The sequence below is a fragment of the Planktothrix paucivesiculata PCC 9631 genome, from assembly GCF_900009265.2.
Lineage (GTDB): Bacteria > Cyanobacteriota > Cyanobacteriia > Cyanobacteriales > Microcoleaceae > Planktothrix > Planktothrix paucivesiculata.
In genome coordinates this window covers 215,747-239,117 of record NZ_LR734982.1, presented here as the reverse complement: position 1 = coordinate 239,117, position 23,371 = coordinate 215,747, and the positions used below count along the sequence as shown (strand labels likewise).

General features: G+C 39.8%; 18 protein-coding genes. 12 read left to right on the top strand and 6 right to left on the bottom strand.

All coding sequences use genetic code 11. The annotated features are described in order from the left end of the window. Positions 1–16: 16 nt before the first annotated feature. Complete coding sequence (locus PL9631_RS01090) at positions 17–2,806, top strand: PAS domain S-box protein (RefSeq protein WP_083616190.1); 2,790 nt, start codon at positions 17–19, stop codon at positions 2,804–2,806. Positions 2,807–2,853: 47 nt separating this feature from the next. On the opposite strand, the gene uvrC is transcribed toward PL9631_RS01090, so the two are convergent. Further along, entirely contained in the window at positions 2,854–4,713 is a 1,860-nt protein-coding gene (gene uvrC, locus PL9631_RS01085; RefSeq protein ID WP_083616189.1) for an excinuclease ABC subunit UvrC, read from the bottom strand. 75 nt (positions 4,714–4,788) lie between these two features. Between uvrC and PL9631_RS01080 the strand changes: the two genes are divergently transcribed. From PL9631_RS01080 to PL9631_RS01065, 4 genes are all read left to right on the top strand, one after another. After that, a complete protein-coding gene (locus PL9631_RS01080) occupies positions 4,789–5,439 on the top strand; it encodes a Uma2 family endonuclease (RefSeq protein ID WP_197046213.1) in 651 nt (216 codons plus the stop codon). 134 nt (positions 5,440–5,573) lie between these two features. Further along, positions 5,574–5,726: a hypothetical protein gene (locus tag PL9631_RS01075; protein WP_156090406.1), complete on the top strand. Its 153-nt coding sequence runs from the start codon at positions 5,574–5,576 to the stop codon at positions 5,724–5,726. A gap of 627 nt (positions 5,727–6,353) precedes the next feature. Continuing rightward, the gene (locus PL9631_RS01070) at positions 6,354–7,901 is read left to right on the top strand and encodes a sensor histidine kinase (protein WP_156090405.1); all 1,548 of its coding nucleotides are present in this window, start codon (positions 6,354–6,356) and stop codon (positions 7,899–7,901) included. Between the two features lie 94 nt (positions 7,902–7,995). Beyond that, on the top strand, positions 7,996–9,630 hold the full coding sequence (locus PL9631_RS01065; protein WP_083616187.1) for an alpha-D-glucose phosphate-specific phosphoglucomutase: 1,635 nt from the start codon (positions 7,996–7,998) through the stop codon (positions 9,628–9,630). A gap of 377 nt (positions 9,631–10,007) precedes the next feature. On the opposite strand, the gene PL9631_RS01060 is transcribed toward PL9631_RS01065, so the two are convergent. The 3 genes from PL9631_RS01060 to PL9631_RS01050 form a co-directional block, all read right to left on the bottom strand. Continuing rightward, positions 10,008–10,295 carry a CopG family antitoxin gene (locus PL9631_RS01060; RefSeq protein ID WP_083616186.1) on the bottom strand — a complete coding sequence of 96 codons (288 nt, stop codon included), beginning with the start codon at positions 10,293–10,295 and terminating at the stop codon, positions 10,008–10,010. Then, the gene (locus PL9631_RS01055) at positions 10,264–10,455 is read right to left on the bottom strand and encodes a BrnT family toxin (protein ID WP_231516599.1); all 192 of its coding nucleotides are present in this window, start codon (positions 10,453–10,455) and stop codon (positions 10,264–10,266) included. Before PL9631_RS01055 ends, PL9631_RS01060 begins: the two co-directional genes overlap by 32 nt. 214 nt (positions 10,456–10,669) lie before the next feature. After that, complete coding sequence (locus tag PL9631_RS01050; protein WP_083616184.1) at positions 10,670–11,308, bottom strand: CatB-related O-acetyltransferase; 639 nt, start codon at positions 11,306–11,308, stop codon at positions 10,670–10,672. 82 nt (positions 11,309–11,390) lie between these two features. On the opposite strand from PL9631_RS01050, the gene PL9631_RS01045 reads away from it, so the two are divergent. The 4 genes from PL9631_RS01045 (at position 11,391) to PL9631_RS27120 (ending at position 14,091) form a co-directional block, all read left to right on the top strand. Next, positions 11,391–12,725, top strand: a complete 1,335-nt coding sequence (locus PL9631_RS01045; RefSeq protein WP_083616183.1) for a cytochrome P450 — start codon at positions 11,391–11,393, stop codon at positions 12,723–12,725. A 333-nt stretch (positions 12,726–13,058) separates the two neighbouring features. Then, entirely contained in the window at positions 13,059–13,241 is a 183-nt protein-coding gene (locus PL9631_RS01040) for a CsbD family protein (protein WP_083616182.1), read from the top strand. A 233-nt stretch (positions 13,242–13,474) separates the two neighbouring features. Continuing rightward, positions 13,475–13,900 (top strand): hypothetical protein, encoded by a 426-nt coding sequence (locus tag PL9631_RS01035; RefSeq protein WP_083616181.1) that lies wholly within the window; start codon positions 13,475–13,477, stop codon positions 13,898–13,900. A gap of 35 nt (positions 13,901–13,935) precedes the next feature. Next, the gene (locus PL9631_RS27120) at positions 13,936–14,091 is read left to right on the top strand and encodes a lmo0937 family membrane protein (protein ID WP_156090404.1); all 156 of its coding nucleotides are present in this window, start codon (positions 13,936–13,938) and stop codon (positions 14,089–14,091) included. A 51-nt stretch (positions 14,092–14,142) separates the two neighbouring features. On the opposite strand, the gene PL9631_RS01025 is transcribed toward PL9631_RS27120, so the two are convergent. After that, entirely contained in the window at positions 14,143–16,296 is a 2,154-nt protein-coding gene (locus PL9631_RS01025) for an EAL domain-containing protein (RefSeq protein ID WP_083616180.1), read from the bottom strand. Between the two features lie 265 nt (positions 16,297–16,561). On the opposite strand from PL9631_RS01025, the gene PL9631_RS26905 reads away from it, so the two are divergent. Next, the gene (locus PL9631_RS26905; RefSeq protein ID WP_269321672.1) at positions 16,562–16,693 is read left to right on the top strand and encodes a hypothetical protein; all 132 of its coding nucleotides are present in this window, start codon (positions 16,562–16,564) and stop codon (positions 16,691–16,693) included. Positions 16,694–17,086: 393 nt separating this feature from the next. Beyond that, a complete protein-coding gene (locus PL9631_RS01015; protein WP_083616179.1) occupies positions 17,087–20,956 on the top strand; it encodes a PAS domain-containing hybrid sensor histidine kinase/response regulator in 3,870 nt (1,289 codons plus the stop codon). A 5-nt stretch (positions 20,957–20,961) separates the two neighbouring features. On the opposite strand, the gene PL9631_RS01010 is transcribed toward PL9631_RS01015, so the two are convergent. Then, on the bottom strand, positions 20,962–21,705 hold the full coding sequence (locus PL9631_RS01010) for a cadmium resistance transporter (RefSeq protein WP_197046212.1): 744 nt from the start codon (positions 21,703–21,705) through the stop codon (positions 20,962–20,964). Positions 21,706–22,112: 407 nt separating this feature from the next. Between PL9631_RS01010 and PL9631_RS01005 the strand changes: the two genes are divergently transcribed. Continuing rightward, the gene (locus PL9631_RS01005; protein ID WP_231516598.1) at positions 22,113–23,318 is read left to right on the top strand and encodes an aliphatic sulfonate ABC transporter substrate-binding protein; all 1,206 of its coding nucleotides are present in this window, start codon (positions 22,113–22,115) and stop codon (positions 23,316–23,318) included. Positions 23,319–23,371 lie beyond the last annotated feature (53 nt).

Here is a 23,371-nt window from a genome sequence, read left to right as displayed (position 1 = left end):
TGTTATTAGAAAAATTATGAGTCAAGCGGAGAAACATCATTTTTTATCTAAGTTTGGGGGTTCTTTTTCCTTTTCCACTCCCGGGTTTTTTTCCCTCGCCAAACAACTCCGTAGAAGTTTACTCTTTGTGGGACTGATTAGTGTTTTAAGTAGTGGGGGATTATTGATTTATTTGAGTTATCAATCCCAGACAAAACAATTACAATCCTTACAAAGAGAGCGATCGCAAGTCATTGCCTATCAAATTAATAATTATTTAGATGATCTGCAACGCAAATTAAGTTTTTTAGCCCGGGTTAAAGGCTTAACTAATTTATCTCCAGATATTCAACAAAACTTGATAGAAGGATTAGCTCGCCATAATGACGCCTATCACATCATTGCTATTTTAAACCGTCAGGGAGAAGTCACCGCATCAATCGTCAACGATCAGCAAACTTTGAGAAAAAATTACAGCGATTCTCCCTTATTTATTCGATCTTTTAAACAAGAGGAAGATTATGTAGGAGCCATTGAGTTTGATCTCCAGAATAAAAAATATACAATGGTGATGTCCGTACCCATTCGAGATCAATTTGACCGGATTAATGGCGTTTTATTCGCTAAAATTAACTTGAGTTTTCTGGGTTTTATTCTATCTCAGACTAAAGTGGGTAAAACTGGATATGTTTATCTTGTGGATGAGCAAAATCGAGTCTTTACCACATCTAAAAGTAGATCTAACATCTTTAATATTCAGAATTTACAAAATCCTAAAATTATCAATTTAATTAATAAGAACTTAGATGAAAATGAATTAAAAATAAATCGTTATCTCGGGTTGAAAAATGTAGAGGTTTTGGGAGCGACATCTTTGATTCCCAGTGTCAACTGGTTTTTAATTGTTGAACTTCCGATTAAAGAAGCCTATGCTCCTATTTATCAGATGATTTTCGTCATGGGGATAGCGGTTATTTTAATTACAGGTTTCGCTACGGGTATTGGTATATTTCACAGTCGGAAAATAATTTTCCCCCTCAAACAATTAACCAATGCAGTCATAAAAATTAGTCAAGGAGATTTGAAAACCCAAGTTGATGTGCAGTGTTCTAATGAATTGGGCGTATTAGCCACGGCTTTTAATCAAATGACTATTCAAATTGATGAATTATTTACAGCCATTGAAAAAGAACGAAGTTTTATTTCCGCTATTTTAGATATTGCTGGAGCTTTAGTGGTTTTAATGGATGCAAAAGGTCGAATTGTGCGATTTAATCGCGCCTTTGAACAGACCACTCAATACAGCTTTGATGAAATTAGAAATATGTATGTTTGGGATATATTTTTAAGCCCAGAGGAAGCGACTAAAGTTAAATCAAATTTTGCCTTTTTACTGATTGATCAATTTCCCAAATATTACGAAGCCTGTTGGAATACAAAAAATGGAGATCAACGAATTATTAGTTGGTCGGATACTGTCCTCCTGAATGAAGCCAAAGAAATTGACTATATTGTTAGTGTCGGTGTGGATGTAACCGAACAACGAAATACGGAAAAAGTATTGAGAAATACTGAAAAACTTTATGCCACATTAGCTGAAGTTTCTCCCGTGGGAATTTTTCATACGGACACTGAAAGTAATTGTCTTTATGTGAATCAAAGATGGTGTGAAATTTCTGGCTTAACCGCAGCAGAAGCAATGGGAAAAGGTTGGTCGCGGGCGATTTATTCCGAAGATAGAATCCAAGTCTTTCAAAACTGGGAAATATGTTCTCAACATCAAGTTCAATTTAACTCTGAATATCGCCTACAGCGTCCTGATGGTAAAATTACTTGGGTTTATGGTCAAGCTGCTGCGGAGATAAATTCTGATGGGGAAATTATTGGTTATGTCGGTACAATTACAGATATAAATGATGGCAAAAAAGCGGAAGACGCGATGCGACAAGCTAAAGAAGAAGCCGAAATTGCCTTAGTGAATTTTCGCAAAGCCCAGACCCAATTAATTCAAGCTGAAAAAATGTCTAGTTTGGGTCAATTGGTGGCAGGAGTTGCCCATGAAATTAATAATCCGGTTAACTTTATTTATGGTAACTTAATTCATGCTCAAGAATATACGGAAACCCTATTAAGTTTAATCGACATCTATCAAACTCATTATCCCGACCCCCCGACTGAAATTATTAATTTTGCGGAGGAAGTGGAACTTGATTTTTTAATTGAAGATTTTCCAAATATTATTAATTCTATGAAAATGGGGTCGAACCGGATTAGAGAAATTGTACTTTCCCTGCGTAATTTTTCCCGCTTGGATGAAGCCGATATGAAGGCAGTTAATATCCATGAAGGAATTGATAATACGTTGTTAATTTTACAAAATCGTTTAAAAGAAAATGCTCAACATCGAGGAGTTAAAATTGTTAAAAAATATGGTACTATTCCTTTGGTAGAATGCTATGTGGGACAATTAAATCAAGTGTTTATGAATTTAATTTCTAATGCTGTTGATGCTTTACAAGATTCTGGTAGAAATTGCCCTATTATCAATCAGCAAAGTCCCGATAAAATTACTATTGAAACTGAATTGATTGATCACAAAAAGATCAGAATTAAAATATCAGATAATGGTGTAGGGATGTCAGAAACCGTTAAATCTAACTTGTTTAATCCCTTTTTTACTACTAAACCCGTTGGTAAAGGAACGGGGTTAGGGTTATCTATTAGTTATCAAATTATTGTAGAAAAACATAAGGGTTCAATTGAATGTCATTCAGAACTCGGTCAAGGAACAGAATTTATCATTGAAATTCCCTCACACCAACATTAAAGTAGTAAGCCCTTTAGGGCTGTCTGAGTCCTTTAGGACTCACTACATTAATGAAAATAATTATAGATTTCTTGGGCTAATTTAGGCCCAATTCCTGATACTTCTCCTAACTGTTCGGGGGTGGCAATTCTAATATATTCCAAGGAACGAAAATGGGCTAAGAGTAATTTTTGACGATGATGTCCTAACCCCGGAATGTCATCTAAATACGATCGCTTCATGCGTTGAGTGCGTTGATTTCGATGGAAACTAACCGCAAACCGATGGGCTTCATCCCGCAGTCTTCTTAAGAGTTGAACCCCGGGTTGTTCCCCGTCGGTTTCTAACGGGAAACTTTCCCCAGGTAGAAAAATTTCTTCCCGTTGTTTAGCTAAACTCACCACGCGAATTTCCTCTAATAAATTCAGTTTTTCTAAGACAGCAACCACCGCCGAAAGTTGACCTTTTCCCCCATCAATCATAATTAAATCCGGTTTATCAGTTGAAGTTTGATAGTCTCGACAACGGCGTTCAATAACTTCTGCTAAACTAGCAAAATCATCCGAATGTCCGGCGTGAACCGTGGGGTTTTTAATCTTATAATGACGATAGTATTGTGGGGCGGCTAAACCTTGAATAAAAACCACCCTGGAAGCCACCGCATCTGACCCTTGAATATGGGAAATATCATAACCTTCGATCCGGTGGGGAAGGTCGGGTAAATCGAGAATTGCTGCTAAATCTTCTAGGGCGGCAGTATCACGATCGCTTAACTTTTGTACCCGTTCTAATTCATATTCCGCATTCCGTTCTACCATCTGAATTAACTCAGCTTTAACCTGACGTTGGGGGGTTAAAATTGTGACTTTTTTTCCCTTGCGATCGCTCAACCAATCTGTTAAAATAGATTCATCGGGTAACTCATATTGAACTAATATTTCATTGGGAATTTCCACCGGATCAACACTTTGATAATGTTCTTCTAAAACTCGTTGCAAAATCAATCCCATTTCCGTTGATTTTAACTCCGGGGGAACTTGGGCGGTAAACCCTAAGCGTCCAACTAATTTTCCGGCGCGAATTTGAAATAACTGCACACAGGATTGTTTAGAATTAGCCGCCAAGGCGATCGCATCACGGGACACACGATCATCGGGTAAAGATACTTTTTGATCGGCATTTAAAGACTGTAATTCTTGAATTTGATCTCGAATGATACCAGCCATTTCAAAATTTAATACTTCCGATGCTTGTTCCATTTGTTCGGTTAAATGATCAATCAATTCATCCGATCTTCCTTGAAAAATCATCGCCACTTTTTGGACAATTTTTCGATATTCTTCAGGAGAAATCAACAGTTGACAAACTCCAGGACAGCGACCAATATCATAATTTAAACAGGGACGATCCTTAAATAGAGGTTTCCGACGTTGACGTAGGGGAAAAATCCGTTGAGTTAAATGTAACGTATTTCTTAATACCCGAGTATCCACATAGGGGCCATAATAACGATCTTTAATATTTCCTAAACGACGTTTACGAGTAATAAAAATTCGGGGATAATCCTCCGACCAAGTAATACACAAATAGGGATATTTTTTATCATCCTTGAGTAGAACATTGAAATGGGGTTGATGTTGTTTAACTAAATTCGCTTCTAAGGCTAAGGCTTCCGCTTCGGTATCGGTGACAATAAACTCTATTTCAGTAATTTGTTGTACCATTAAATAAATTCGTGGGGTGTGATCATGCTGTTCTCGGAAATAGGAACGCACCCGCGATCGCAGTTTTTTAGACTTACCAATATAAAGAATATTATCCTGACCATCTCGCATTAAATACACCCCCGGAACCGGAGGAATATCTCGTAACTGTTTTTCTAAACGTTCTGGATCTTTAACCAAAGGAAAAGCGGCAATTAATGACATAGTTTAATTGAGACTTGAATGTAAAAAATTAAATTGCTATAATCCTATTATAACAAGACTAAGGTTCAGGTGTTAATGATGGTTCAAGCTCCTCCTTTAATCACAATACCGACGGATACCTGGGTAAAAGCAACCTGGGAAGAATTTTTAGCCTTAACCGAGAATCCTCAATATGCTGAGGGTAAATTTTATTATGATCAAGGATATGTGAGGATAGAAATGGCACCACTAGGTTCAGCACACAGTCAGGATAATTCAATTATTTCTACCGTGATTGTTATTTATGCTGCTTTAAAAAATATTCGGATTAAAGAGTTAACAAATCCATCCTTTAGAAAAACCGGAATGCGAGAAAGTCAACCTGATATGGGATTTTATATTGGGGATAACTTCCAATTTCCCCCTCGCAATAATTCCCCGATTAATTTAGATGAATTTACCTCCCCTAACTTAATTGTTGAAATAGCTGCATCCTCTTTTGTTGATGATATTGGTCGAAAAAGATTACTCTATGAAAAATTAGGGATTCAAGAATATTGGGTGGTGAATGTTGAAGATAATACAATTTTAGCCTTTGCGGTTGAAAACCAAGGAAGTCGATTAATCGAAGAATCCCAAGTTTTGCCCGGATTAAAAATAGCCCTAGTTAGTGAAGCATTAAAACGTTCCCAAACCGAAGATGATGGAGCTCTTACACGCTGGTTAATGGGGACTATTCATTCTTAATGGAGGATTAAATCGGGAAAAAAGTTTTATCCTATTTACGCAGACGCGAAATTGTTGAGCAAGTATGCCAATTAAGTGCTAAATTTCAACGGGAAGCATCGGAAAACCTCAGTAGCTAGGTGATGTTGTACGCCATGGCTAATTCCGGGGAAATTAAGGCTGGTGAGCATTTTACCGCCGCCAATTTTAGTATCACTGCCAAGATTGAAACGAATTCAGCCCGGAGACACCGCAGTGCTTCAAGTGTGCTATATTTACCGATTGAACAATTAACACAAACTGTGTGATTCAGCTTTAATCAAAGTTTACCAAAACTATTCCATAATGTGGATGCCTTAAGTGGCGTTAAATGCTATGAGAATGTGGTTGCCCCTGGAGTCAAGGTTCAAGACTTTAATTTTAGTCGTGTTACCGATAGTCTTTAGGGTTCAAACTTGCAAAGGATTTTACCCTAAATTGACAATTTAAGCGAAATCCAAGAATAATTTTATAATAATTTTATAATATTTTAATCATTGTTAAATTATTATAATTAAAAGTAGATATTTATTGTGTTATGTTAACCTCTTAGAAATCAGTTTAAAGAAAATTAACCTTTTTTGTAATTTAGATTACTAAAACTAGGAGACTTGTTAAGTTAAAGTATGCTAATAACGTGCGGTAAAAGCTGAACACTGGCTCTATTTTAGTAAAAATCATGAAAAAAAGGCTGTAAGTCTTTATCAGTCAATTGTTTGAGGGTTTCAAAAACAGAACCTGTATCTGTTATACCCCACTTATACAATTTCGGTTAATGCTTCCATGGGTTAGGGGTGTAGCTTCGATATTAGTATTGATTCAATGACCCAATAAACCTTTTAGGAGTTATCCCGAAAGGCTGAATTATATATATAGCATAAAGGAGAAATCCAGATATGAGTCAGCACCTTTTCCAAAAAGATTCATTTAACTACACCCCCATGTTTGATCCAGTATGGGAAGATTTAAACCAAAATGCTATTTTAGACAGAATACTAGCGGATTATGAACGCTTAATCGCCGAACGGAATTATTTAGATAAAGAACTAGGAAAAGCCCATCAAGAAATTCATCAACTGAAAACATCACTGGCAAGTTCTACCTTGGTTTCCCTTCATTTAGAGAATCAAAAAGTCAATCCCATTCAAGAACAATATGATCAAATGACCAAGGTTTTAGAACAAGCAGAAGCTAAAACCATCAGTTTAATTCAAGCGATTCCTGATTTAATGTTCTGCATTAGTAATGAAGGCGTAGTGGTCGATTATTATCCCGATAAGCAAAATCTTCATCGGCTCGATATCGAGGATATAATTGGCAAAAAAATTGAAGATGTGTTTCCCAAGGATTTGGCTGATTGGACAAGATATTATCTGGAAAAAACCCTAGAAACCGGTCAAATTCAAGTGGGTGAATATGTGGTAAGAGGTGATAAAGACTGGCATCATTATGAAGCGCGTTATGTGAAAAGTGGCAGCCATGAAATTTTAGCCATTGTCCGGGATATTACCCAACGAAAACAGGTCGAAGCTAATTTAAGAGTTTCAGAAATTCAAGAGCGGGAAAGAGCATTACAACTGGAAAAAACCCTACAAGATTTACGACAAACCCAAGCCCAACTAATCCAAGCCGAAAAAATGTCTAGTTTGGGGCAAATGATGACCGAAATTGCCCATGAAATTAAAAACCCGATTAGTTCCATTCACGGAAATCTGACCTACGTTAATCAGGATATTCAGACGCTTATGGAGCTAGTCAAACTCTATCAGCAGTATTACCCGGAACCCGCTTCAGAAATCCGAGATTTTATTCAAGCATCGGACGTTAATACCATTATTAATGAATTACCCCAGAGTTTAGAATTTATGCGCTTAGGCGCGAATCGTTTATATGATTTAGCCCTATCTTTACGGAACTTTTCTCGCCTAGATCAACAGGAAATGGTATTAGCCGATATTCATGGGGGTTTAGATGGAACCCTAAAAATTCTGCATAATCAACTAAAATCCAAGGGAAATCATGCAGAAATTCAAGTGATTAAAGACTATGGAGAAATTCCCTTAGTCCAATGCTATCCCAACCAACTGAATCAGGTATTTATGAACATTCTATCGAATGCGATTGATGCCTTAGAACAGCAACCTATTCCTCGACAAATTACCATTAAAACCGAATCCTGCAAAATGCACCCCGGGTCAATTATAGAAGATGCAATTTGCATTTCTATTTCCGATAATGGCCCGGGAATTCCTAAGTCGGTGCAAGACCAAGTTTTTAATGCGTTTTTCACCACTAAACCCCTAGGCAAAGGCACGGGTTTAGGTTTATCCATTTCTCAGCAAATTGTGGTGGAAAAACATAATGGTCGATTAAAGTGTACTTCTGAAGACGGAAAAGGGACAACCTTTGAGATTCTCCTATCCGTGCAACCGGGTATTTCTTAGTTCTGTCGATCATTGATTGAATTTTTATCACAAGTGTTAAAAGGAGAGTTGCATACCGATACAATTGGGGCAAGCATTCCATCGTCAATGTCTCATGAATATTCGTATTGTTTCAACTCAACCCTTTAACGACCAAAAACCGGGAACATCCGGCCTACGCAAGTCCGTTCCGGCTTTTCAAAAGCCCCATTACCTAGAAAATTTCGTTCAGGCGATTTTTGATACCCAAGAGGGGTATGAAGGGGGAACCCTGATTTTAGGGGGAGATGGTCGCTACTATAACCGTCAAGCCATTCAGATTATCTTAAAAATGGCCGCCGCCAACGGCGTTGGAAAGGTTCTCGTCGGATGTGGGGGCATTGTTTCCACTCCCGCCGCCTCCTGTATGATTCGTGAAAATCAAGCCTTTGGGGGGATTATTCTCTCTGCCAGCCATAACCCCGGAGGGCCAGACGGAGATTTTGGGATTAAGTTCAATGGCAGTAATGGCGGGCCAGCCGTCGAAAAAATCACCGAAGCGATTTATGCCCGTACCCTGGTCATGGATACCTACAAAACCATGGAGGCGGCCGATATTAATTTGGATCAACCCGGCAGTTTTAAACTGGGAACCATGGCCGTTGAGGTGATTGATTCTGTCCAACCCTACAGGTCATTGATGGAATCCCTATTCGATTTTGACTTAATTCAAAAATTGTTAACTTCGGGCAACTTTCGGATGTGTGTGGACTCCATGCACGCGGTAACTGGCCCCTATGCCCGCGCCATTTTTGAAAACCGCTTAGGGGCCGCACCCGGAACCGTGGTTAATGGCATTCCCCTAGAGGATTTTGGCGGCGGTCATCCCGATCCTAATTTAGTCTATGCCCATGATTTAGTGGAAATTATGTTCGGAGAAAATGCCCCGGACTTTGGGGCGGCGTCCGATGGGGATGGCGATCGCAATATGATTTTAGGCAAGAATTTTTTTGTCACCCCCAGTGATAGTTTAGCCATCATCACCGCCAATGCCCATTTAGTGCCCGGATATAAAGACGGTTTAGCCGGAGTTGCCCGTTCCATGCCCACATCCCAAGCCCCCGATCGGGTGGCGGCAAAATTAGGTATAGACTGTTATGAAACCCCCACGGGATGGAAGTTTTTCGGCAATTTATTAGATGCAGGAAAAGCCACCCTCTGCGGGGAAGAAAGTTTTGGAACCGGATCAAATCATGTTCGGGAAAAAGATGGTTTGTGGGCAGTATTATTCTGGTTAAATATTTTAGCCGTGCGTCAAGAATCCGTGGAAGATATTGTTCGCAATCATTGGCAAACCTACGGACGCAATTATTATTCTCGCCATGACTATGACGAGATTGAAACCGAAAAAGCCAATCAATTAGTCGATAAGTTACAGACAATTTTACCGAACCTGAAGGGGAAACAATACGGTTCCTATCAAGTCGAATATAGTGATAATTTTAGCTATACCGATCCGGTGGATAATAGTGTTAGTAATAATCAGGGGATTCGGATTGGGTTTACCGATGGTTCTCGAATTGTCTTTCGGTTATCGGGAACCGGAACTAAAGGGGCAACCTTACGGGTGTATTTAGAAAGTTACGAACCCGACCCCACTAAACACAATTTAGATCCGCAAGAGGCGCTAGGAGAATTAATTACTATTGCCGATGAAATTGCCCAAATCAAAACCATAACCGGACGTCAACAACCCACGGTTATCACCTAATATTGGGTAAAATTAATCCCAAGTCGTAAGGTGGGCTTTGCCCACCAATGTTACTATATGTAATCGGAAAACTATCCTTTAATCAAGTATAATTGGCTTAATTCGCCAGGTTAAATATAAATTTAATTATCCCTGGTGCTGCTAACAGTCCCAATATTGCTGAAATAAGATTTATTATATCCATACCTAACGCCTTTTACACTCAATTGACATCTCTAGTTAAAATGTTTTATCTTAAGCTAAACCCTACTCAGGAATGAAAAACCAATAAGGTGACTAATTGAGCAATAGTTTACAGTAGATCAAGGTTTCCACGTTGTAATTGTGCAAGTTATTTATTTTTCATTCCTCAGTTTAGCCCAGGTAGAGGAATCACCTTAAACCCTTTCTTCCTGTAATTTCTCCTGCACCCACAAATTTAAAAGATTTGACGCAGACATCCCTTTCTGTTCCGCGACAGCACTGATTTTTTCAGATAAACTTTGATCAATACCGTAATATGTCACCGGAGATTTAGGGCTAAGATTAATTGTAAATTTAACCGGATAAGTTTGCTCCCAATAATCGGCCGTATCATGCTCATCCCAAAACTCTCCTATATCTTCATAGGAGGTAGCATTTGAGATAGAACTTCTAGCCATTTCGGTATTTTCTTCGTTCGGCATTGGTCATGTCCCTCGCTGATAATATTAAGGCATTATTATCTTCTTTATAGATGAAGAAAACAATTAAGTAGCGTCCCGTCTGTGTTTGACCATAAGCGGCATAAACGTTTTCATTTTGACGGTTTCCTTTTTCAATAAATCGTATAAGTGGAAACCGCATAAAAACTTCTCTTACCTCCTGTGTCTGAACGTTGTGCTTGCGCTCAATTTTCTCAACAATACTATCCAAGAAGATTAAATCAAATATTTCCAACTAAATTTTATCTCCTTTTTGAGCGATCGCTACCTCCAAGCACCTACCCAGGTAATAGAGTCAGCCTTTGCCTATTATAACTCAGTCAGCATAATCGCTTCCACCTTCGTGCCCCCATTCTTTACTCAGAGTCTAAAGCCTGACGCAACGCCTCAATATCCGCCCCACAAATAGCGTGAAGATGCCGAGTAATCTTCTGAATATCCCAATCCCACCATCGGATATTTAATAAGTCTTCAATCATAGAATCTTCAAACCGTTTGCGAATTTGTTGGGCCGGATTTCCCCCCACAATTGTATAGGGAGGAACATCCCGGGTCACAACTGATTGAGCCCCAATAATTGCCCCATCTCCAATATTAATACCCGGCATAATTGTAGCCCCATATCCGATCCAAACATCATTACCAATTACCGTATTTCCTTTAAACGGCCAAGAATCGGGCATGGCAGATTCCCAACCGTTTCCAAATACGGGAAAAGGATAATTAGTTAACCAATCCGTGCGATGATTCCCGCCATTCATGATAAATTTAACATCGGAAGCGATCGCACAAAATTTACCCATAATTAATTGATCTCCGATAAAGTCAAAATGGTATAAAACATTCTTTTCAAAGTTTTCTGGGTTCTCAAAATCATCATAATAAGTATAATCCCCGACAATAATATTCGGATTTTTAATAATGGTTTTCAGATAGACTAATCGAGTTTGTTCGGGGATGGGATAACGGGTTTGGGGAGAGGGGCCGTAATTCATGATCTTTTAAGGAAATAGTGTTAGCATTTGGATCATGACTCAATCCTATCATTTCTGTTCAAATTAATCAATTACCTTCACTATGACCTCAACTAAATCTACAACGTCTCTGCCTTTGCCCCCGGGTAAATCGGGTTTTCCGATGATGGGTGAAACCATTAGTTTTTTGCGAGATCCTGATTTTGCTGATAAACGACAAAAACAATATGGATCAATCTTTAAAACCCATCTTTTTGGTCGTCCCACTGTAATTATGATGGGATCGGAAGCTAATCGGTTTTTATTTGCAAATGAGAATAAATATTTTATTGTGGCTTGGCCGCCAAGTACCCGAATATTATTAGGACAGGGATCATTATCAATGCAATTGGGAGATATTCATAAGTCTCGCCGTAAGATTTTATCCCAAGCCTTTCAACCCAGAGCTTTAGCCGGATATGCTGCGACTATGGAAGATTTCACCCATCGTTATTTGCATAAATGGGAACAAATATCAACCTTAATTTGGTATCCTGAATTACGGAAATATACCTTTGATATTGCCTGTAAATTATTAATTGGAAAACAGCAAGCTACCGATACCCATTTAGAAGAAATCTTTGAAGATTGGTGTGATGGACTATTTACTATTCCCCTGCGTTTACCCGGAACAAAATTTAATCGAGCTTGTAAATCCCATCAGTTATTATTAACAGAAATAGAAACCCTAATTCGTGAACGCCAACAACAACCCCAGTCTGGGGAAGATACCTTGGGATTATTATTACAAGCCCAGGATGAAGACGGAAACAAACTCGGAATTGAAGAACTCAAGGATCAGATTTTAACCCTATTATTTGCCGGACATGAAACCTTAACTTCGGCGATCGCATCCTTCTGTTTACAGGTCGGTCAGCGTCCTGATATTATAGCAAAAATTAGAGCCGAACAGCAACAATTTGATCCCTCTCAACCCATCACTTTTGAAGATTTAAAATCCATGACCTATTTAGAACAGGTGATGAAAGAAGTATTGCGGTTTGTGCCTCCGGTTGGCGGTGGGTTTCGAGAAGTAATTCAAGATTGTGAATATAACGGTTATTCTATCCCCAAAGGCTGGTCTATTTTATATCAAATTGCCAAAACCCATCAGGATGAAACGGTTTATTTTCAACCGCAAGAATTTGATCCTGAGCGGTTTAGTGAAGCCCGCAATGAAGATAAACCAAAACCCTTTAGTTGGGTTCCCTTTGGGGGCGGAATGCGCGAATGTATTGGCAAAGAATTTGCTAAATTAGAGATCAAATTATTTGCCGCTTTATTAGTCAGAAATTATGATTGGCAACTATTACCCAATCAATCCTTAGACTTAATTACCATTCCCACTCCCCGTCCCCGGGATGGTTTAAAAGTACAGTTGCGACGTTTAAACAATTAAGCAGGTATCCTTGATCCCTCCTAACTATATCTGTAGGATTAATTCATCAATTACCCCTACAGGTATAGCAATGCGCGAAGCGCGAGACGGAGGTTGTAATAATTTATAAAGGATATGAAACAGCCAGAAGTATTATCTGGTGTTCCCTATTCCCTATTGCCTATTCCCTGATGAGATTCTATTCCTAATGGTATATCTTTTGTATTAATTGATAAAAACGCAATCAATTTATAAAAAGGCTACTACAATAAAAGTATGAAATTTATTAACAGAGTTGTTAAGACCGCTCAAATTAGTAAATATCAAATTTAAAAACCGTAACTAGGAGCCGATATGAGCTTAAAAAATAGAGAGAAAGCCACCGCTAAAAATATTGCCGGTAAGGTTCAAGAAACCGTAGGTAACGTGACGGGAGATCCTAAAGATCAGGCAGAAGGCAAGGAAAAACAAGCTGAGGCAAAAGTGATTCACACCGTTGAAGATGTGAAAGATGAAGTCAAAGCTAAACTGGACTAAAAGGCTATGTGGGCATTGGATTCTACCATTTTTGACCCGTAAGATCGGTTTCAAATAATGGTAAAAACGATAACAACTTAACACCTAAAATAGTGTGTAGTTTGCGTTTATCGAATTTTCCCAGAGAGTCCTGATAATTTGCCCCAGTTTAAAATAAATATTTTTTGGTAGATCTACCAATGAATAAAAAACTCAGTTAGTTGCGAGCCATCAAAAATATTTTGGATATTAACATGATTTTGTTTAGCAAAGTTCGTAAATTCCTGCTGTCTATCGGCATGGTTTTATTCCTCTCAACTGCCCTTGTCTTTAGTTTGGCATCGGAATCAAGTTGGGCTGCAAGTTCATCAACCCAAGGCATGAATTCACCGCAGACTCAAATTGCTATCATGGATCAAGCGAAAGAGATGATCAGTAATGTTAAGGATAAGGCCCAAGAAGCGATCGCTAACATCACAGATGACCAGAAAACCGATGTTGTTCAAAACGATCAGCAATTTGATGCGAATACCCAACAAGGGATTCTTGATAGTATTAAAAACCCTGACTACAACCCGGGTGGAAAAACCCAGGAAGCAGCAAAGCAAGACCGTCAAGCCATTAAAGGTGTAGAAGCTGATGTTCGTGATCTATTTAAGCCCGAACCACCGACCAAATAACGTCATTGAATTTTATCTCAATAAAAGGAGAAAATATGTCTAATATCATCTGGAGTGCCGTTGGTGTACTACTCATCCTCTGGTTATTAGGATTCTCAGTTAATGTTGGAGGCGGCTTAATCCATATTCTTTTGGTTTTGGCACTGATTGCTATTGTCTATAACCTACTGACTGGCCGGCGTGTTGTTTAATCATCTAACCGACTTTTGACCTACCCCCCTGACTACAAAGTTGGGGGATTTTTATTCGTGGTTGAAGTTAATCGGAACCGGATGGGAAATTCCATAACCCTGAGCATAATCAACTCCAATCTCTCGTAACTTTTGTAAGATGGTTTCGTCCTCCACAAACTCAGCTACCGTTTCCAGATTCATGGCGTGGGCAATACGATTAAAACCTTCAACGATCGCTTGAGAAATTAAATTATCATTAATATTCTTAACAAAAGTACCATCAATTTTTAGATAATCCACGGGTAAATTGATCAGATAAGCAAAGGAACTTAACCCACTACCAAAATCATCTAGGGCAAAGCGACAGCCAATCTCTTTGAGTTCCCCCATAAAATATCGGGCTTGGTCGAAGTTAGCGATCGCGGCGGTTTCAGTAATTTCAAAACAAATGGTTTGGGGGGGAATTTGGTAGCGAGGAAATTGTTCAATTAAAAACTCCAAAAACCCATTGTTACAAATACTAGCACCAGAAAGATTAATCGCATATAAACTTTGCTGGATAAAGTTTTGCTGAGATATTTTTTTATAATTCGAGAAAAAAGTTTCAACCACCCAGCAATCGATATCAGTGATCAATCCATAACGCTCGGCCGCAGGAATAAAGGTACTGGGAGGGATTAATTCGCCATTTTCATCCAACATTCTCAGTAAAACCTCATAATGTTCTACTAAGGATTTAGAAGTAATAGAAACAATCTTTTGATAATATAGACAAAAACGATGGGTTTCCAGCGCTCGGCTGATTTTGGCAATCAACTGCCTCTGCGTCCGTTGTTTAATCAGTTCCCCATCATCCTGGTGATAAATATGAATACAGTTGCGCCCTTTAGCTTTGGCTGCATAACAAGCGGCATCCGCCGCCCCCAAAATCTCCATCAAATCTGGATTGGTTTTATTAATAGCAACCACCCCAATACTAACCCCAACAATAAAGGTTTTGCTCTCCCAAATAAACCGAAACTGACGCACTTTGTCTTTCAAAATTTCCGCAATCTGAGCGGCTTGAGAAAGGGGACATTGAGTCAGCAAAAGACCAAATTCATCACCCCCCAAGCGAGCTAACCGATCATTTGCCCGAACTGCCTGTTGTAAAAGTGTCGTAATTTGACGCAGGAGTTCATCGCCGGCAATATGACCCACGGTATCGTTCACCACTTTAAACTGATCTAAATCTAAATAACAGAGAACGTGATGGTGATTACTGTGTTGAACAGAGGCGATCGCCTCCATGAGATACTGCTCAAATCTTCGACGGTTGATGAGGCCCGTCAAGGCATCGTGACTAGCTTCCCAAGAGAGTTGACGGGTGAGATAGCGCGATTCGGTCACATCATGAAAGACAATGATCGCGCCGATAATTTCACCTTGACGATCGCGAATCGGGGCTGCTGAGTCCTCAATCGCATACTCTGTCCCATCCCGAGCTATCAAAACTGTATGGTTCGCTAAACCTACGATTTTCCCTTCTAATAGTGCTTTGGTGATCGGATTGTCTGCGGGTTTTCTCGTAACTTCATTAATAATTATAAAAACCTCAGACAGAGGTAGTCCTTCGGCTTCCTGTGCTTTCCAGCCCGTGAGTTTTTCAGCAACGGGATTAAAATACCTAATATTCTCCTGGGCATCGGTGGTAATCACCGCATCACCAATGGATTGTAAAGTCACCTGAGCCAATTCTTTTTCGGCAAAGAGGACTTCTTTAAGCTGTTGATGTTCTTCTATCTCTTGAATCAAGCGTAAATTCTGTTGTTGCAAGCTTTTTTGAAGCCTTCGGATGGTCAGATGAATGGCGACACGAGCTAATACTTCTTGAACTTGAAATGGCTTAGAAATATAATCCACTCCCCCGGCAGCCAGACCTTGAACTTTATTCGAGGTTTCATTCAGGGCACTCAAAAAAATCACGGGAATATCTGCGGTGCGTCCATCGGATTTTAATTTTCTACATACTTCATAGCCATCGAGATCGGGCAGTTTAATATCAAGTAAGATTAAATCAGTCGATGGAGAGTGGGCGGCTCTGATTGCCATGGCCCCCGTCGTGGCACTGCGAACCTTATAGCCTTCTTCACTCAAGGTATCCCTCAGCAGACGGAGGTTATCGGGTAAATCGTCAACGATTAAAATATCGCCTTGATGGTTGGTAACTAAATCGGTAATCATATTATATCTTTAATTTTATAAAAGTAAGTATAATATAACAATATTTTACTGAATAGGGAAAAAATTCTAATGGGTTTTTCTATATGACTATAGCAATCTTATTTGATGGGTGTTAAAGATTTGTGACTAAGTAAGTATTGATAATTACCTTCTACATAGAAATAAATTCTTTGTTTGGCGATCGCCTTCTATTTTTTGAGCCCAAGCGCAACAACAAGGGGATTGCTATATACTATTTATTAGTAATGATTAAGGGATCAGCAAAATGTCAACCAAAACTTTCGATATTGCTAACTTATCTGATAATTTAACCGATTTGCTATCAGATATTCAAAATCATAACGAGATCGCTTTAACAGGACAACCTCTTAAAGTCCCCCAATTTTGGGGGATTTAGGGGGCAAATATTGCTGCTTGAGAAATAGTCTCTAAAACTGCTGATCAATCCTTCATAACCTTAGCATCCTAAACAGGATACATTTCAAGCCATCTAGCCCCCTAGCCCCCAACATTGGGGGGAAAATAAATAATTAGGACTTTTTAGGGCGATCGCCTACTTTTGACACGCTATATATAGCGTGCTTGCGTAAGTCCTGTACTGCTAAAAAGCGGAGGGTTGCAGGTTTTTGGCAGGGTCAAGTTGAAATTGCTGATGATTTTGATCAAACTCCTGAAGAAGTAATTGCAGCTTTTTATGGGGATAAGTAATGGGGTTTTTATTAGATACTCATATTTTATTTTCTGGGGATTTCAGATAGTTATAATTTCCTAAATATCAAATAAATCTGTTATGAAAAATCGGATTTCTCAAATCGCCGGGCTAGTGGTTATTTCCATCGCGGTAACTGTACTCCTCGGTTGGCAATTTAACCTCTCTCTGCTCAAAAGTGGTTTTCCCGGAATCACCTCAACCATGAAAGTGAATACAGCGATTTGCTTTCTGTCTGCTGGAGTCTGTTTAATATTGTTGTCGCGCCCACGACCCACCCAACTGCATTATCGCGTCTCTCAAGGGTTGGCGGGGGCAATTATGGTCATCGGTTTACTAACACTAAGTGAGTATTTATTTGGTTGGGATTTGAAGATTGATCAATTACTATTTCCAGATATTGTATCCCCCAAAACCCATTATCCCGGACGCATGAGAATCAATACGGCGTTCAATTTTGTCCTGATGGGAGCAGCCCTATTCCTACTCGGGCGAAACCGTCCCCGGAATATTAAGTTGGCTCAGATTTGTAGTAGTGTTGTGGCTTTAATTTGTTTGTTAGCATTATTTGAACACCTATTCCATGTCGATGTTTTGGAACGATTGCTTATCCTCACAACAAGTCAAGCAATCAACACAATCGTGAACTTTTTCCTCCTCCATATCGGAATTTTGTGGCTCCGACCGCAGGAGGGATTCATGCAGATCTTAACCAGTCCCCTAGTCGGTGGGGTCATCCTTCGGCGGTTACTCCCTTGGGCGATTGTCTTTCCCATAGCCCTCAACTGGTTAACATTTCAAGGACAAAAATTAGGCTGGTATAACGCTGAATTTGGCTATAGTTTACGGTCAATCATTATAGTTTCTACCTTATCAATTCTTGTGTGGGTGACGGCTGGATTTTTGAACCAAATTGATCACCAGCGTGAACAAGCTGAGGTAGAACTAAAAAAAATCAACCAAACCTTAGAAAGTCTTGTAGCCGAACGCACAGAATCCTTAGAAAAATCCCAGGCTCGTTTTGCCGGAATTTTAGAAATTGCCAATGATGCGATTATTTCAGTGGATAGCACTCAACAGATTACCCTGTTTAATCAAGGAGCGGAAAAGATTTTTGGCTACAAACTCGAGGAAGTTTTAGGGCAGCCTTTGAGTTTATTACTCCCAGAACAGTTTAGAAATGCCCATGGTCGGCATATCCAAAAATTTGCCCAGTCTTTGGGAAAAGCCAGAAAAATGGGAGAACGAGGTGAAATTTGGGGTCTTCGTCGAGATGGGACACAGTTTTTGGCTGAAGCCTCAATTTCTCGGTTAGAAATCGGAGACGAAACAGTATTTACGGTTATTTTGCGGGATATTAGCGATCGCAAACACATTGAGACGGCTTTACGCAATAGTGAAGAACAATTTCGCCATGCCTTTCAAGATGCCTCCATCGGGATGGCGATCATTTCCCTTGATGGGCATTGGCTGAAAGTCAATCCTGCTCTGTGTAAGATTATTGGTTACTCTCCAGAGGAGTTGTTAACATTAACTTTTCAAGATATTACCCATCCTGACGATTTAGATATCGATCTCAGTTATGCCCGACAGCTATTAGCAGGAACAATTTCAACTTACCAATTAGAAAAACGTTATTTTCATAAGCAAGGACATATTGTTTGGATTCTGCTGAATGGATCGATAATACAAGATGAGCAGGGAAAGCCACTACATTTTATTGCTCAAATCCAAGATATTACAGCCCGAAAAGAAGCTCAAAAGACCCTAGAACTGCAAAGTATTATTATGAATAATATGGCAGGCGGAGTCGCTTTAATCAAATCCTCCGACTTGATAATTGTCTACACTAATCCTAAATTTGATGCCATGTTGGGCTATGCAGAGGGCGAACTTGTCGGTCAACCCGTGGGTGTGATCAATTATGTTGATAGCCAGGTGACACCCGATGCCAGCGTTGAAGATATCGCCACCCAACTTGATCGGGACGGGGAAGCCAAATATGAGGTTTACAACAAGAAAAAAGATGGTACGCTGTTTTGGTGTAGAGTCCATACCTCTCGGTTTGAACATCCTGAATACGGCACGGTTTATGTTGCGGTTCAGCACGACATCACAGAGCTAAAACTGGCGGAGAAAGCCTTACAAACCACCACTAATCGCCTTAACTTTCTTCTCAACTATAGCCCCGTAGTTATTTTTAGCAGTAAACCTGATGGCGACTATGGGGCAACATTTATCAGCGAAAATGTTAAGGATATATTGGGCTATGAAACTAGGGAATTTTTGGAAGATTCTGAATTTTGGATGAATCATTTGCATCCCGATGATGTAGATCCAGTTCTTAATGGACTGACCCATCTATTCGCCGATGGTTTTTATTTTCAAGAATTTCGTCTTCTGCACCAAGATGGGAATTATCGTTGGGTACTCGAACAAGTCAAACTGATTCGAGATCACGCCGGGAGACCTGTGGAAATTTTGGGATATTTAATTGATATTAGCGATCGCAAACAATCGGAGTTAGAACTTCAGCAGGCAAAAGAATCAGCAGAAGCCGCCAACCAAGCTAAGAGTATCTTTCTGGCTAATATGAGTCACGAACTCCGCACCCCCCTCAACTCTATTTTAGGATTCACACAATTAATGAGCTATGAAAGCGCTTTGACTCCTTCCGTCCAAGAACGTTTACAAATTGTCAATCGGAGTGGTAAACATTTGTTAGATTTGATTAACGATATTTTAGATTTATCCAAAATTGAAAGCGGACGGATGACGCTTAATCTTTCTGACTTTGACTTAATCAATTTACTCACTTCCATTGAAGAAATGTTTCAAGTTAAAGTCCAATCTAAAGAATTAAATTTAATTTTTGAGCGAGATCCCAATCTTCCCCAATTTGTGCATACCGATGAGAAAAAACTCTATCAAGTCTTAGTCAATCTCCTCGGTAATGCGATTAAGTTTACTCACCAAGGAAGTATCACCCTCCGAGTAAAAACAGAACAACGGGAAGCAAACTGCTGTCATCTCTATTTTGAGGTAGAGGATACGGGAGTGGGAATTGCACCAACGGAAATTGAGAGTTTATTTCAAGTTTTTGTACAAGCCGAAGCCGGAAATAATTTGAGTCAAGGTACGGGTCTGGGTTTAGCCATCAGTCAAAAACTGATCCAAATTATGGGCAGTAAAATTCAGGTTAAAAGCACTGTGAATCAGGGGAGCACTTTTTCTTTTGGGATTAATGTACAGTTACCTCAAGTACAACCTTTGCCTGGGGAATCAATTCATCAAAGAGTCATTAGTTTAGCTCCTGGACAACCCACTTACCGCATTCTTGTAGTTGAAGATTTAGCAGAAAATCGCCGTTTATTAATTGATATTCTGAGTTCAGTTGGTTTTGAGGTCGCAGAAGCAACCCAGGGTATGGAAGCCCTTTCGCTCTGGGAAAGTTGGTTACCTCACCTGATTTTTATGGATATCCGAATGCCCGTCATGGATGGCTACAGAGCAACTCAATATATTAGAGAACACCGGCAAAACCCCGAACCTATTATTATTGCTTTAACCGCTAGTGTTTTTGAAGAAGATCGAGAGAAAGTGATCATGACGGGCTGTAATGATTTTATCAGCAAGCCCTTTCAGGAAAAGGAAATTTTTGATAAAATAGCTCGATATTTGGGAGTGCAATATATTTATGAAGCCGTAGAACAAAGCCCCAAAAAATTATTAGTTGAAACCCTTTGTGTAGAAGATTTATCCATGATGTCTCCTGAGTGGTTAGAAGAAATGTATCAAGCTGCTTACTATCTCGATACCGAAGTAATGAACGAATTAATCAGACAAATTCCCGAATCTAAAGCCCGTCTATCCCGAGTGCTAACGGATATTATCAATAACTTTAATTCCGATCGAATTATGGAATTAATTCGACCTTTATTAAGACATTAGGATGGCTATATATTGGGTAAAAAAAGACGATAGGATTCACTATCTAACAAAATTCTAAAACCCAGCCACATCAATACAAAGGGGAAAATTTTGCTGGCATAACGGCTAAGTACAACGGCGATACCCGGTTGACGAGTCAGATTATAGGAGAGAAATAGCCAACAGCAAACCACTATATATAAAATCGGGATCATCACCGCTAAATTTTGAATACTGCTACTCGCAAATAAAGGAATATAGATCCCCAGATTATTACCGCCATTGGATATAGTGACGGCCGAAACACTGTAGGTTTGGCGATCGCGAATGACGTCCCAGAGCGATCGCTTTCGAGAATCAAATCCTCGATATTTAGAGTTTATTTTTAGGTTGGCTGACCGATCTTTGGCGGAATCATCTTTATTCAAGTTAATCAAATTATTCAGACCAATGAGTATCGGTAGAATCCCCAATAATCCGATCCAAGCTGAGTCAATTACCAGCCCCACAAAGAAACCAATCAAACTGACACTTAATAACACGGTAAACCCGATCAGTTCACCCACCACAATATGTGGAGGACGAAACGTTCGATTAACTTCACTAAAAAAGCCCGTTAGATAAATATTGTCGTCAAAGGTTGTCGCTAAAGCCACAGCTAGGCCAACTTTAATTGTGGTCATTAACCAATCCATCAGCATCCCTCTTTCAACATTTATATGGTCACCAAAACTAGAGAGCGATCGCTCAAAGTTAGCAATCAAGCCCACAACATCAATCCATTAGCAGATTTGTGTAAGTTATAATAATATATAAATAGCCATTAAAAGGCTAAAATTTGGGTTGTATTTTATTATATAACCTGCGATTTATTGAAACAATAAATTATTTTTATCGAAATGACTTAAACAATTTATTTTTCAGCTTCTTGTCTTTTGACGAAAGCCTGATCATTCGAGCAAAATCAATCGTTTCATTCATTTTTTACCGGATTGGGTCAATTAATGGTTTAATTCTAATCTGCTATTTTCCATTCTTTTCTTCCTGTCCATAAAACATATTTATCAAAGAGGTTATTATGATTAGCTATTCCCTTAATCTTTGGTCTAAACTTACGAGTCCCAATATTTTTCGATCCCTTCCGGTCATCCTGCCCCGAGGGGTAATTTCCCGGTTTGTGGTGAAATTTGGTCTCGGTGTTGCCTCCAGTTTGGTTTTGAGTCTGGCTTTTAATAGTCATTTGATGGCCACACCCGAATCTAGTCCGGTACTCTCGGCCCCCATCAGTCAGGTGAGTCCGGTCAATCCCGCTAATCCCGTCAATCCTCCCAAAAACTCAACTATTAGGTTATTAGAAACCGTGGGATTATTTGTCGGGGGAATCGTATTTTGTATTGTTTTGGATCGTTGGTTTTCTGACCGCTCGGCTCATGCGGGTAGCACACCCCTAGCCCAACAAGCGCGACGACTCAAACAACTCAAAATCGGTTATCCAGAGGGAATGACCAATTTTGAGGTTCTTCGCAGTCAAGCCTTACTGGAAGAACGTTTGCGACCCTTTGGGCTAATTGTGACCTGGACAAGCTTTTTATCCGCATCGGCTCTGATTGAAGCGCTGAGTAACGGGACAATTGATTTTTGCGGCGGCGGGGGTACGGCCAGTATTTTCTCCCAGGCGGCGGATCATGTTTTTGTGCGGGTGGCGAAGGAAAAATATACCGCCCCCAAAGGTCAAGCCATTCTAGTCCCCGAGGATTCGCCAATTCAGACCCTGGCTGACCTCAAGGGTAAAAAAATTGCCTTTGATAAAGGCTCCAGTGCCCACTACATCCTGATACGAGCATTGCGGAAAGTGGGACTGGATTTTAGCGATATTGACCCCATTTATCTCACCCAGCCCCAGGCGTTGCCCCTATTCCGACAGGGTGAAGTAGATGCTTGGGTGGTTTGGGTTCCCTATACACCGACTCAAGCCCGAAGTTCCTACCCAGGACGCTCCATTGCCGACCTAGAGAGCATCTTTGGGGATAGGGCTTCTTTGGAGGTTCCCACCTATTACTATGCGGTTCCAGAGCTAGTCCGAGACTATCCTGACCTCCTAAAAGTGATTTTAGAGGAGGTTAACGAAGCAGGAGCCTGGGCTAAAAAACAGGAATTAGAAGCGGCTCAACGATTGCTAGATCAACACGAAATTGACCCATTTATCCTAGAAACTTTACAGAAACGCAGTGCCGAACGGGCGATTATCCCGATTGATGAACAATCCCTCGACGCCCTACAGCATCAGGCTAATTTGTTTCGGGATCTCGATCTAATTCCCGAGCGGGTAAATGTGAAGGATGGAACCTATAGTTTGCAGACTAAGCAAAATTGGACTTATTAATCCGACGTTGTTGGGCTTTAGCCCTTTCTAAGAGCGCTGAAGCGCAACAACAA

Coding starts and splice junctions, on each gene's coding strand:
- PL9631_RS01065 (WP_083616187.1), top strand. CDS start 7,996: ATGAATATTCGTATTGTTTCAACTCAACCCTTTAACGACCAAAAACCG.
- PL9631_RS01070 (WP_156090405.1), top strand. CDS start 6,354: ATGAGTCAGCACCTTTTCCAAAAAGATTCATTTAACTACACCCCCATG.
- PL9631_RS01090 (WP_083616190.1), top strand. CDS start 17: ATGAGTCAAGCGGAGAAACATCATTTTTTATCTAAGTTTGGGGGTTCT.
- PL9631_RS26905 (WP_269321672.1), top strand. CDS start 16,562: ATGTCAACCAAAACTTTCGATATTGCTAACTTATCTGATAATTTAACC.
- PL9631_RS01055 (WP_231516599.1), bottom strand. CDS start 10,455: ATGCGGTTTCCACTTATACGATTTATTGAAAAAGGAAACCGTCAAAAT.
- PL9631_RS01050 (WP_083616184.1), bottom strand. CDS start 11,308: ATGAATTACGGCCCCTCTCCCCAAACCCGTTATCCCATCCCCGAACAA.
- PL9631_RS01060 (WP_083616186.1), bottom strand. CDS start 10,295: ATGCCGAACGAAGAAAATACCGAAATGGCTAGAAGTTCTATCTCAAAT.
- PL9631_RS01045 (WP_083616183.1), top strand. CDS start 11,391: ATGACCTCAACTAAATCTACAACGTCTCTGCCTTTGCCCCCGGGTAAA.
- uvrC (WP_083616189.1), bottom strand. CDS start 4,713: ATGTCATTAATTGCCGCTTTTCCTTTGGTTAAAGATCCAGAACGTTTA.
- PL9631_RS01075 (WP_156090406.1), top strand. CDS start 5,574: ATGGCTAATTCCGGGGAAATTAAGGCTGGTGAGCATTTTACCGCCGCC.
- PL9631_RS01035 (WP_083616181.1), top strand. CDS start 13,475: ATGATTTTGTTTAGCAAAGTTCGTAAATTCCTGCTGTCTATCGGCATG.
- PL9631_RS01080 (WP_197046213.1), top strand. CDS start 4,789: ATGATGGTTCAAGCTCCTCCTTTAATCACAATACCGACGGATACCTGG.
- PL9631_RS01025 (WP_083616180.1), bottom strand. CDS start 16,296: ATGATTACCGATTTAGTTACCAACCATCAAGGCGATATTTTAATCGTT.
- PL9631_RS01015 (WP_083616179.1), top strand. CDS start 17,087: ATGAAAAATCGGATTTCTCAAATCGCCGGGCTAGTGGTTATTTCCATC.
- PL9631_RS27120 (WP_156090404.1), top strand. CDS start 13,936: ATGTCTAATATCATCTGGAGTGCCGTTGGTGTACTACTCATCCTCTGG.
- PL9631_RS01040 (WP_083616182.1), top strand. CDS start 13,059: ATGAGCTTAAAAAATAGAGAGAAAGCCACCGCTAAAAATATTGCCGGT.